The following is an 11,152-nucleotide window of genomic DNA, read 5'->3' on the forward strand; positions in this document are numbered from 1 at the left end:
GGTTTGGGAAACATTCGATAAAATTTGACCACCTTGCGGTGGCCAAATCATGAGTGATAGATCCAACAAAAAATCAGCGGATATCGATATGAGCAAAGCTCTTGATCAAATCATCTAACGCTTTCATTTGTGCAAGGAAAGGTTCAAGTTTATCCAAAGGCAGTGCCGATGGACCATCGCAACGCGCTTTATCTGGGTTTGGATGCGCTTCAATAAAAAGGCCCGCAATCCCGGCAGCAAGACCTGATTTTGCTAAATCAACTGTCTGTTCACGACGCCCACCAGAAGCTGCGCCAGAAGGGTCGCGCATTTGCAGTGAATGGGTCACATCAAAAATAATTGGGCTGCCGTTTGATACTTTTTTCATCACACCAAAACCCAACATATCAACGACCAGATTATCATAGCCATGGCAAGCACCACGTTCACACAAAATCACTTTGTCGTTGCCGCACTCTGCAAATTTTTCCACGATATTGCCCACTTGACCAGGGCTCATAAATTGTGGTTTTTTCACGTTGATCACTGCACCTGTTTTCGCCATCGCTTCGACAAGGTCAGTTTGACGAGCAAGAAACGCTGGCAGTTGAATCACATCAACCACCTCAGACACAGGCTGAGCTTGAGCTTCCGTGTGCACGTCAGTGATGATTTTGACGCCAAAGGTCTCTTTTAGCTCTTGGAAAATTTTCATTCCCTCTTCCAAGCCAGGGCCACGATAAGAGTGAACAGAGCTGCGGTTGGCTTTATCAAAAGAAGCTTTAAACACATAAGGGATACCGAGTTTATCGGTCACTTTCACGTAATGCTCACAGATTTGCATCGCTAAATCACGGGATTCAAGGACGTTCATTCCAGCAAACAGAGTAAACGGTTTGTCGTTGGCAACGGGAATATCACCCACGTGGACGATTTTTTGTTCCATTTCATTCTCTCTCATTTAGCGGTTAATGCAGCGTAATAGCTTCAAAGCTTAATGCATTAACTTGATTTTTTAATAACTCAGCCGCCGGATCATTCGGACAATGATCAATAAAGTATTGATAATCGGATAAGGCAATTTGGTGACAATCCAGTTGCTGATAGATAAAACCGCGATCGCGGATCTCATACGGATCATCAGGAACAAAAGTCAGCGCTAAATCAGTACAACGCAGCGCTAAGGTATAACGCTCTTCTCTTAATAGTGCGCTCTTTAGTAGTGCCAGCCAACGACCGATCACCGTCGGATTATCTGTCACTTCCAAATGACTCGATTTCAGCTTAGACAAGACCCCTTTATGCCCAACTAACCACGCTTGTAGTATATGTAATGAGACGATTTCACCAGTAAAAGGGTTAATATAAATCGGTGATTCATCGCACCAATGCAACTGCAATAAAAACTGTGTGGGAAAGGTAATACCTTGTAAAGGAAAGCCTAGCTTGCGCGCAAAATAGAGCAACAGCGCACCTAAACTGACGGGAATACCTTTGCGGTGCTGCAACACTTTATCGATGAAGGCATTACGTGAATCAAAATAAGCCTCTCTGTCACCGCGAAAACCCCATTGTTGGTAAAACAGATGCAACAACGCTTCGAAACGCTGTTTTTCATCCTGTTCATTAGCTAACTCGTGTTTTGCTTGTGTAAGCAAACGGGCCAACTCTTGGCGTGCCCATTCATCCTCAGTTTCAGGATTGACGGCCTTGTTTAAGATCAGCGCCCCTTCCACCAATTCCATTGCATCAAAATCTTCATCGAACCATTCAAACATAATGCCGCTCGGATGCTGTTAGCCTAAAAACATAGCCGTTTTTACGATGGCGATTTTTCCCGCCATAGCAAGCCAACCTAATGCGCCCAAAAAAGCAAAGGTACGCAACATCTTATTCCGACCCAGTTTGAGCGCAAAGAAACCCAGTGCAATGTACGCCATCACACAGGTCAGCTTCTCAGTTAACCAAGGTGCGGCTGGGGTAAATGGGATAAAACCAGACATCACAATCAACGCGATACCCGATAACAACAACAGCGAATCGTTAATGTGAGGAAAACGTTTCAAAAAAGGGTGTTGCAGCCATTTGGAATCCATCATCATCAAGGCATAACGTACCGACAACAATAGTGCACTGATCGCAATGGTCAGTAGATGAAAATGTTTTAATCCTTCGTACATGATGCTCTCTCTTCTGAGTGCGAATATTGACCCAGTGTCACTCGGTCATTACCCGCATAATCCTTTTCTGTCACTACGTGGTGATAGCCGAGTGACTCAAATAACGCTCTGACTGCCGCCCCTTGATCATAACCATGTTCAAACAGCAGCCAGCCTTGTTGCTGCAAATAGTGACGCGCATTCTCTGCAATGTGTTTAATGTCAGCCAAGCCTTTGTCTTTGGCCACCAGCGCACTTAAAGGCTCAAAACGTACATCCCCTTGCGTTAGATGGGGATCATTTTCTTCAATATACGGTGGATTGGAGACAATTAAAGCAAACTTTGTACCGAGCTTTAAAGGTTCAAACCAACTGCCTTGTAAAAATGTGACATTGGTAATAGTTAAACGCTGCGCGTTTTCCAACGCTAAGGCTTGCGCTTCTGGGCGTAAGTCGATACCAACCACATGACGTTCAGGTAACTCAGACGCTAACGCTAATGCTATCGCGCCAGTTCCTGTACCTAAGTCCAAAATATCCCCTTGCGTCTGCTGGCTTTTTTCTAACGCAATTTCAACCAAGCGTTCAGTATCCGGCCGAGGAATTAATGTCGAAGGCGAAACTTTCAGTGGCAGCGACCAAAACTCACGTTCCCCAACCAAATAGGCCACAGGCTCCCCCGTCACTCGACGCGTAATCAGCGAGCAAAATTGCCGCGACTGCGTTTCGCTTAAGGTCTTTTCAGGCCAAGTCAGCAGATAAGAGCGTGGTTTATCCAGTACATGGCAAAGCAGCACCGCTGCATCCACAGAAGGCGAATCACTGCCGCCTTCTTGGAGTTGAGCAATCGCGGCTTTCAACGCATCATCAATACGAGATAACGTCATGGGATCAGTGTTGATCGGCAAGAGCGGCAAGTTGGTCTGCTTGATATTCTTGAATGATTGGATCAATCAAGCTTTGCAGATCTCCTTCCATCACTTCATTAAGACGATAGATGGTTAAGTTAATACGATGATCGGAAACGCGACCTTGCGGATAGTTGTAAGTACGAATACGGTCGCTACGATCACCAGAACCCAGTAGGTTACGACGAGTATCGGACACTTCGGCTGCGCGCTTCGCTTCTTCCGCTTGTGCAATACGAGCGGCCAATACGGCCATCGCTTTGGCTTTGTTTTTGTGCTGTGAACGCTCGTCCTGACACTCAACTACCGTGCCTGTTGGTAAGTGGGTAATACGGATCGCAGAGTCGGTGGTGTTTACGTGCTGACCACCCGCGCCCGATGAGCGGAAAGTGTCAATTTTCAGATCGCTAGCTTTAATTTCTGGAATTTCGGCTTCAGGAATTTCGGGCATGATCGCGACGGTACAAGCGGAAGTATGCACACGACCTTGAGATTCCGTGGCCGGAACACGCTGTACGCGGTGACCGCCTGATTCAAACTTAAGCACACCGTAAGCGCCATCACCACTCACTTTAGCAATCACTTCTTTATAGCCGCCATGCTCAGCATAGCTAGCGGACATAATTTCGATACGCCAGCTCATCTTCTCAGCATAACGGCTGTACATACGGAACAGATCGCCAGCAAAAATACCCGCCTCATCACCGCCCGCCCCTGCACGAATTTCTAAGAAGCAGTTGCGATCATCGTTCGGATCTTTTGGTAGCAGCAGAATTTGCAATTCATCAGTGAGACGTTCGATCGTCGCTTTGGCTATTTTGATTTCCTCTTGAGCCATCTCACGCATCTCGGCGTCTTCTTCTTTGGTCATCTCTTCCGCGGCAACCAAATCCTCTTGCGCTTGTTGGTAAGCTTGGAAGCATTTAGTGACTTCCTCAAGCTGAGAGTACTCTTTTGACAAAGTACGGAATTTGTTTTGATCACTAATTACGGTAGGCTCGCCAAGCAGGCGCTGAACCTCTTCGTAACGCTCAACAAGGGATTCAAGCTTAACTAAAATCGACGCTTTCATAGTTTCTTCTTTAATTCGGAGTGACGGATATTATCGAGGGTCGTCAAGACCCAAACTTTGTCTAATCACGGCCAATTTAGCCGGTTCACCTAACTCTGCAGCGCTTTGCAATGCTCGGGTTGGTGTGTGGATCAATCGATTGGTGAGTTTGTTACTTAACTCAAGTAACACTTTTTCAGGATCGCCCCCTGCAGCCAGTGCCTGCAAGCTTTTACTGAGCAATTCTTGACGAATTTCGTTGGCCGATTGACGGTATTCTCGGATGCTGTCTACCGCTTGCAAGGAGCGCATCCAGCTCATAAAGGCTGCGCTCTCTTCACTGACAATCGCTTCAGCTTGAATGGCTTCAACTTTACGCTGTTCCATATTGCTGTCTACAATCGACTGAAGATCATCAACCGTATACAGATAGGCATCGTTTAAATCCCCAACCTGCGATTCAATATCCCGAGGCACGGCAATATCAATCAGTAACATGGGTTGATGGCGGCGCACTTTAATCGCACTTTCTACCATCCCTTTGCCAATAATCGGCAGTGGGCTGGCGGTGGAACTGATGACGATATCCGCGTGGGCGAGATAGTCAGGTATCTCATTGAGTGCAATCACTTCAGCGTCAAACTGCTGTGCAAGCCCCATCGCTCGCTCGCGGGTTCGGTTGGCAACTATCATGCGTTTACATCGATGGCTGGCTAAATGCTTCGCAACCAGTTCGATGGTTTCACCCGCTCCAACCAACATTACCGTTGAATCAGAGAGTGATTCAAAGATCTGCTTTGCCAGCGTACAAGCAGCATAAGCCACAGATACCGCACTGCCGCCTATTTCGGTTTCGGTGCGCACACGTTTAGCTACCGAGAATGCTTTTTGAAACAGTTTTTCAATCGCTGAATCAGCCGCGTTATGCTCGCGAGCATCCGCATAGGCTTGTTTCACCTGCCCTAAAATCTGCGGCTCACCCAATACCAGTGAATCCAGACCACAAGCCACTCGCATCAAATGACGAATAGCGGCTTGTTCTTCGTGTACATACAAACTCGGTTTAAGATCTTCAGGATTCACATGATGGAACTGAGACAACCAATCGATTAACTTACTTTTGCTCGATGATTTTACATCACAATAAATTTCCGTGCGATTACAGGTAGAGACAATAACGCTACCTTGAACGCTGGAACTGGACGCAAGTTGTCGCAAGGCTTCTGATAATTTATCAGGACCAAACGCCACTTTCTCTCGCAGTTCTACCGACGCTGTATTGTGATTTATTCCAATAGCAAGCAAGGACATCTATAGAGGTTTCTCGGTTCAGGAAATGTAAATAGGAGCAGAATTTTACTTGATGCCCTGTTTTAATGAAAGGGCAACAAGGATTTGTTTTCCCGACTTCGTGATATCAATGATATAGTGAGGCGTTTTTACGGCCTTCACTGTGTAAATAATGGGCAGATATGACACGCGCAAATAGACTGATTTTAACTCTCCTCACTCTGCTAACACTCTTTGGTTGCACAAACTTACCCTCAACAAGGGTCGAGAGCGTCGGCTGGCAGCAACACCAACAGCAATTGCAAACGATCCGCGAGTACCAAGCCAGCGGAAAACTCGGCTATATATCACCACAACAGCGCCAATCCCTCAATTTTCATTGGCAAAAAAATGCCGACCATAGCCAGCTTCGTCTCTCAACATTTTTAGGGCAGACCGTTTTAAATCTCTCCATCTCGCCTCAGGGCGCCCAGGTCAAAACGTATGATGATCAAATTATCGATGCGCAGAATGCGGATGCTTTAGTTTACGAGTTAACTGGGTTATCGATCCCCATTGAGCAGCTACAAGATTGGCTGCTTGGGCTGCCAACCGAGGCGGATGGTTTTCAATTGAATCAAAATAATTTGTTGGCATCGTTAGATAAACAGCTAGGGCTTAGCCGCTGGCACTTGGAATATTTGAACTACCAAGCTTATCCCTTCGTCTCAACATCCGCTTCTTCCACTTCAGTGCCACTTCCGGCCAAACTGAAGCTGACTCAAGATCAAGTTTCATTAAACCTCGTCATTTCAAAGTGGACCTTAACGCCATGATTTGCACCCCAACCCACTGGCCATCACCCGCTAAGCTCAACCTTTTTCTGTACATTACCGGGCAAAGAGCCGACGGATATCATGAATTACAGACACTGTTTCAATTTCTCGATTTTGGTGATGAGTTAACCATTACCGCCAATCAGTCTGGCGAAATAACTCTCACACCAGCCATTGCTGGCGTTGCGCTACAAGACAACTTGATTTGGAAAGCGGCCATCGCCTTACAAAAGGCAAGTGGATGCCGCTATGGCGCGAACATTGAATTAAATAAAGTTTTGCCAATGGGCGGTGGCATCGGTGGCGGCTCTTCCAATGCTGCAACCGTGCTTGTTGCACTGAACTACTTATGGCAAACCAATCTAACACAGCAAGAACTCGCTACGCTCGGTTTAACACTCGGGGCGGATGTTCCCGTTTTTGTCCATGGCTTTGCCGCATTTGCTGAAGGCGTAGGTGAAAAACTGACCCAAACCGAACCAAAGCAAAAATGGTATTTGGTGGTTCGGCCTAATGTGAGCATTGCAACGAAAGATATTTTCACTCATCCCCAATTGATAAGGAACACGCCAAAACGAGCGCTAGCAACGCTTCTCGAACACCCTTACGAAAACGATTGCGAAAAAATTGTCCGAATGCTGTACCCAGAGGTTGATAAGCAACTTTCATGGCTGCTACAATACGCGCCGTCAAGATTGACTGGGACGGGATCTTGCGTTTTTGCCGAATTTTCTAGCAAAGTAGAAGCGGAAGCTGTCCTTGCCAAGCTCCCTGACACAGTCTTCGCGTTTGTCGCCTTAGGGTGTAACATTTCGCCACTGAAAAAGACTCTGGCTGAATACCAATTCGCCAACACCCGACCTATTTAAAAACTGGACGCAACCCTGAGGTTTCCACCGTGCCTGATATGAAGCTATTTGCTGGTAACGCCACACCTGAACTAGCCCAACGTATTGCTGAACGTCTATACATCTCTCTTGGTGATGCTACTGTTTCTCGTTTCTCCGACGGTGAAGTTGCAGTGCAAATCAACGAAAATGTTCGTGGTAGCGATGTATTTATTATTCAATCTACTTGTGCTCCTACTAATGACAACTTAATGGAATTAGTAGTGATGATTGATGCAATGCGCCGTGCTTCAGCAGGCCGTATTACTGCTGTCATCCCATATTTTGGTTATGCCCGTCAAGACCGCCGAGTGCGCTCTGCTCGTGTACCGATCACTGCAAAAGTTGTTGCAGATTTCCTTTCAAACGTTGGTGTTGACCGCGTTTTGACCATCGACCTTCACGCAGAACAGATCCAAGGCTTCTTTGACGTCCCAGTAGATAACATCTTTGGTACGCCAGTGTTGCTTGAAGATATGAAAGCGCGTGGGTTAGAAGATCCTGTTGTGGTTTCACCTGACCTTGGTGGCGTGGTTCGTGCTCGTGCGACTGCAAAAGCATTAGGTGATATCGACATCGCAATCGTTGATAAACGTCGTCCACGCGCCAACGTGTCTGAAGTTATGAACCTGATTGGCGATGTTGATGGTCGCGATTGTGTGATCGTGGATGACATGATCGACACTGGCGGCACTTTGTGTAAAGCCGCTGAAGCGTTGAAAGAACGTGGTGCAAAACGTGTGTTTGCTTACGCAACGCACGCGGTATTCTCAGGTAACGCAGCGAAAAATATCAAAAACTCAGTACTAGACCAAGTTATCGTCACAGACTCGATCACCCTATCTAAAGAGATGGCGGCAACCGGCAAAGTGACACAATTAACCTTGTCTAGCATGCTTGCTGAAGCGATTCGTCGCATTAGCAACGAAGAGTCTATTTCTGCCATGTTTAATTAAAACTCAGTTTATTTACTGATTTTTAAATGCTTTTAAAGCACTTCATTGAAAAATGAAGTGCTTTTTCCTTTGTTATTTTAGCGCCTCGCACCCTTTCCCTTTTGTGTGCTATCATACCGCGCTTTTGATATTGCAAAGAGATCCTAACCTTGAGCCAACCAATCAAACTTCTTGTCGGGCTAGCAAATCCTGGCCCTGAATACGCCAAAACGAGGCACAATGCCGGCGCTTGGGTAGTAGAAGAATTAGCCCGAGTTCATAACGTCACCTTGAAAAACGAAGCCAAATTCTTCGGTTTCACCGGACGTATCGTGGTTAATGGTGAAGATCTGCGTTTATTGATCCCAACAACTTTTATGAATTTATCCGGTAAAGCCGTGGCGGCCATCGCCAAGTTTTACCAGATAAAACCAGAAGAGATCATGGTGGCACATGATGAACTAGACTTACCTCCCGGGGTCGCTAAGTTCAAAATGGGCGGTGGTCATGGCGGGCATAATGGCCTTAAAGACACCATCAGCAAACTCGGCAATAACAAAGAATTCTACCGCCTGCGGATTGGTATCGGCCATCCGGGGCACAAAGATAAAGTAGCAGGCTATGTTTTAGGTAAAGCACCCGCCAAAGAGCAAGAGTGCCTAGATGCCGCGGTTGACGAATCGGTTCGTTGCTTCGACATTTTACTAAAAGATGGTCTAACTAAAGCACAAAATCGCTTACATACGTTCAAAGCTGAATAAGGTTACAGTCATGGGTTTTAAATGTGGCATCGTGGGTTTACCAAATGTGGGTAAATCAACATTATTTAATGCACTAACTAAAGCGGGCATCGAAGCAGCAAACTTCCCGTTTTGCACTATCGAACCAAACACGGGTGTGGTTCCTGTTCCAGACCTTCGTCTCGATGCGTTAGCAGAAATTGTAAACCCTCAACGTATCCTTCCGACGACAATGGAATTTGTCGATATCGCAGGCCTAGTGGCTGGCGCGTCAAAAGGTGAAGGTTTAGGCAACAAATTCCTTGCAAATATCCGTGAAACAGATGCGATTGGTCACGTTGTTCGCTGCTTCGAGAACGAAAATATCGTTCACGTAGCAGGCAAAGTATCGCCAATTGAAGATATTGAAGTAATCAATCTAGAGCTTGCCCTTGCCGACCTTGATAGCTGTGAACGCGCCATTCAACGTCAAGCAAAACGTGCCAAAGGTGGCGATAAAGACGCTAAATTTGAAATCACCGTATTAGAGAAGCTACTCCCTGTATTAACGGAAGGTGGTATGGCTCGCACGGTTGAACTCTCAAAAGAAGAGCTAGCCGCCGTAGATTATCTCAACTTCTTAACGTTGAAACCAACCATGTATATCGCCAACGTGAGCGAAGATGGCTTTGAAAATAACCCGTACCTTGATGCTGTCAGAGAGTTTGCAGAAAAAGAGAACAATTCTGTAGTTGCTGTTTGCGCAGCCATTGAAGCTGAACTATCTGAACTTGAAGAAGAAGATCGCGCCGAGTTTTTAGCCGATTTAGGCATTGAAGAACCCGGTCTAAACCGCGTGATTCGTACCGGTTACGAACTGCTAACGCTACAAACCTACTTCACCGCTGGCGTAAAAGAAGTGCGTGCCTGGACGATTCCGGTCGGTGCGACGGCTCCGCAAGCGGCGGGTAAAATCCATACCGACTTTGAACGTGGTTTCATTCGCGCTGAAGTTGTGGGTTATGATGATTTCATTCAATATCGCGGCGAAAATGGAGCCAAAGAAGCGGGCAAATGGCGCTTGGAAGGTAAAGAATACATCGTAAAAGATGGCGATGTTATCCACTTCCGCTTCAACGTGTAAATAACTCGTTAATCAGCTATTAATACACCATTAAAGCCGACAGATTCTGTTGGCTTTTTTGTTTTTTTCTCAAAATCAACCTTAGCGACAAGCAAGGAAAAATCAATAAGCTTAATGATTTATTAACCGTTTTTGATCACAAACACGTCTCTTTGTTCAAAAAAAGTTCGAACGGTTGGTTTCAAAGAATTTATTCAAAAAAACTATTGACGCTCTAGAGCCATATCCGCATAATGCGCTCCGTTCTCGACATTAAGGCAAACTTAAAGAGAGAATAAAAATGGCTACGTAGCTCAGTTGGTTAGAGCACATCACTCATAATGATGGGGTCACAGGTTCGAATCCCGTCGTAGCCACCATTTCCTAAGTGTTTTTCTTATAAAAATATTTAGGAAAGTTGCGGAAATGGCGAAATTGGTAGACGCACCAGATTTAGGTTCTGGCGCCGCAAGGTGTGAGAGTTCAAGTCTCTCTTTCCGCACCATTATTTAGATGAGCAATCATCTTGTAGGGCTATCGCCAAGCGGTAAGGCAGCGGCTTTTGATGCCGCCATCCCCTGGTTCGAATCCAGGTAGCCCTGCCAATATTGAGATGACTAGCGAATAAACTGGTCATAACAACGATTCAATGAATACCAATATTCACTGAATCTACAGGTTAAGTTGCGGAAGTGGCGAAATTGGTAGACGCACCAGATTTAGGTTCTGGCGCCGCAAGGTGTGAGAGTTCAAGTCTCTCCTTCCGCACCATTATTTAGATGAGCAATCATCTTGTAGGGCTATCGCCAAGCGGTAAGGCAGCGGCTTTTGATGCCGCCATCCCCTGGTTCGAATCCAGGTAGCCCTGCCATTATTCAAATGGGTCAGTGTTTAAAAAACCATTGGCACATGAGTGTGGATTGTATTATATTGTCTCGCTCAAAAAGATGGCTACGTAGCTCAGCTGGTTAGAGCACATCACTCATAATGATGGGGTCACAGGTTCAAATCCCGTCGTAGCCACCATAATTTAGTTGTTAGCTAAGGCTGGCAACACATAGATATCGAGCTGCGGAAGTGGCGAAATTGGTAGACGCACCAGATTTAGGTTCTGGCGCCGTAAGGTGTGAGAGTTCAAGTCTCTCCTTCCGCACCATCTCGATAACTAAAAATTTGCGGAAATGGCGAAATTGGTAGACGCACCAGATTTAGGTTCTGGCGCCGTAAGGTGTGAGAGTTCAAGTCTCTCTTTCCGCACCATATTTAGATGAGCAATCATCCTGTAG

11 protein-coding genes and 8 tRNA genes are annotated in these 11,152 nt (G+C 46.1%); 13 read left to right on the forward strand and 6 right to left on the reverse strand.

Going from position 1 to position 11,152, the window contains the following annotated elements; all coding sequences use genetic code 11:
• Nucleotides 1-73: 73 nt before the first annotated feature.
• From kdsA to hemA, 6 genes are read right to left on the reverse strand one after another with little or no spacing between them, the layout of a single operon-like run.
• Nucleotides 74-925, reverse strand: coding sequence for a 3-deoxy-8-phosphooctulonate synthase (kdsA, locus tag AACT23_RS09515; protein WP_029189766.1), 852 nt, complete (start codon nucleotides 923-925; stop codon nucleotides 74-76).
• A 22-nt stretch (nucleotides 926-947) separates the two neighbouring features.
• The gene (locus tag AACT23_RS09520; protein ID WP_088732768.1) at nucleotides 948-1,757 is read right to left on the reverse strand and encodes a SirB1 family protein; all 810 of its coding nucleotides are present in this window, start codon (nucleotides 1,755-1,757) and stop codon (nucleotides 948-950) included.
• 18 nt (nucleotides 1,758-1,775) lie between these two features.
• Entirely contained in the window at nucleotides 1,776-2,159 is a 384-nt protein-coding gene (locus tag AACT23_RS09525) for a SirB2 family protein (protein WP_094127687.1), read from the reverse strand.
• Nucleotides 2,144-3,025 (reverse strand): peptide chain release factor N(5)-glutamine methyltransferase, encoded by an 882-nt coding sequence (prmC, locus tag AACT23_RS09530; RefSeq protein WP_017045760.1) that lies wholly within the window; start codon nucleotides 3,023-3,025, stop codon nucleotides 2,144-2,146. The genes AACT23_RS09525 and prmC overlap by 16 nt, the downstream gene beginning before the upstream one ends.
• Before the next feature lie 4 nt (nucleotides 3,026-3,029).
• Complete coding sequence (prfA, locus tag AACT23_RS09535; protein ID WP_013856266.1) at nucleotides 3,030-4,118, reverse strand: peptide chain release factor 1; 1,089 nt, start codon at nucleotides 4,116-4,118, stop codon at nucleotides 3,030-3,032.
• Nucleotides 4,119-4,148: 30 nt separating this feature from the next.
• Nucleotides 4,149-5,408, reverse strand: coding sequence for a glutamyl-tRNA reductase (gene hemA, locus AACT23_RS09540; protein WP_013856265.1), 1,260 nt, complete (start codon nucleotides 5,406-5,408; stop codon nucleotides 4,149-4,151).
• Between the two features lie 161 nt (nucleotides 5,409-5,569).
• Between hemA and lolB the strand changes: the two genes are divergently transcribed.
• The 13 genes from lolB to AACT23_RS09605 all read left to right on the forward strand — a co-directional run bounded on the left by lolB (nucleotide 5,570) and on the right by AACT23_RS09605 (nucleotide 11,126).
• A complete protein-coding gene (gene lolB / locus AACT23_RS09545; protein ID WP_017045762.1) occupies nucleotides 5,570-6,202 on the forward strand; it encodes a lipoprotein insertase outer membrane protein LolB in 633 nt (210 codons plus the stop codon).
• Entirely contained in the window at nucleotides 6,199-7,071 is an 873-nt protein-coding gene (ispE, locus tag AACT23_RS09550) for a 4-(cytidine 5'-diphospho)-2-C-methyl-D-erythritol kinase (RefSeq protein WP_017047866.1), read from the forward strand. The genes lolB and ispE overlap by 4 nt, the downstream gene beginning before the upstream one ends.
• A 29-nt stretch (nucleotides 7,072-7,100) precedes the next feature.
• Nucleotides 7,101-8,045: a ribose-phosphate pyrophosphokinase gene (locus AACT23_RS09555; protein WP_010320509.1), complete on the forward strand. Its 945-nt coding sequence runs from the start codon at nucleotides 7,101-7,103 to the stop codon at nucleotides 8,043-8,045.
• A gap of 149 nt (nucleotides 8,046-8,194) precedes the next feature.
• On the forward strand, nucleotides 8,195-8,785 hold the full coding sequence (gene pth / locus AACT23_RS09560) for an aminoacyl-tRNA hydrolase (RefSeq protein ID WP_013856262.1): 591 nt from the start codon (nucleotides 8,195-8,197) through the stop codon (nucleotides 8,783-8,785).
• Nucleotides 8,786-8,795: 10 nt separating this feature from the next.
• On the forward strand, nucleotides 8,796-9,887 hold the full coding sequence (gene ychF / locus AACT23_RS09565) for a redox-regulated ATPase YchF (protein ID WP_013857965.1): 1,092 nt from the start codon (nucleotides 8,796-8,798) through the stop codon (nucleotides 9,885-9,887).
• Between the two features lie 282 nt (nucleotides 9,888-10,169).
• Nucleotides 10,170-10,246: transfer RNA gene (locus AACT23_RS09570), tRNA-Met, on the forward strand.
• A gap of 40 nt (nucleotides 10,247-10,286) precedes the next feature.
• A tRNA-Leu gene (locus AACT23_RS09575) sits at nucleotides 10,287-10,371 on the forward strand.
• 25 nt (nucleotides 10,372-10,396) lie between these two features.
• Nucleotides 10,397-10,471, forward strand: a tRNA-Gln gene (locus AACT23_RS09580).
• An 81-nt stretch (nucleotides 10,472-10,552) separates the two neighbouring features.
• Nucleotides 10,553-10,637: transfer RNA gene (locus tag AACT23_RS09585), tRNA-Leu, on the forward strand.
• Nucleotides 10,638-10,662: 25 nt separating this feature from the next.
• Nucleotides 10,663-10,737 (forward strand) — tRNA-Gln (locus AACT23_RS09590).
• A gap of 78 nt (nucleotides 10,738-10,815) precedes the next feature.
• Nucleotides 10,816-10,892 (forward strand) — tRNA-Met (locus AACT23_RS09595).
• A 45-nt stretch (nucleotides 10,893-10,937) separates the two neighbouring features.
• Nucleotides 10,938-11,022, forward strand: a tRNA-Leu gene (locus tag AACT23_RS09600).
• 19 nt (nucleotides 11,023-11,041) lie between these two features.
• A tRNA-Leu gene (locus AACT23_RS09605) sits at nucleotides 11,042-11,126 on the forward strand.
• Nucleotides 11,127-11,152 lie beyond the last annotated feature (26 nt).

Origin of the sequence: Vibrio sp. V09_P4A23P171, from assembly GCF_963875615.1 — a bacterium.
Classification (GTDB): Bacteria; Pseudomonadota; Gammaproteobacteria; order Enterobacterales; family Vibrionaceae; genus Vibrio; species Vibrio anguillarum.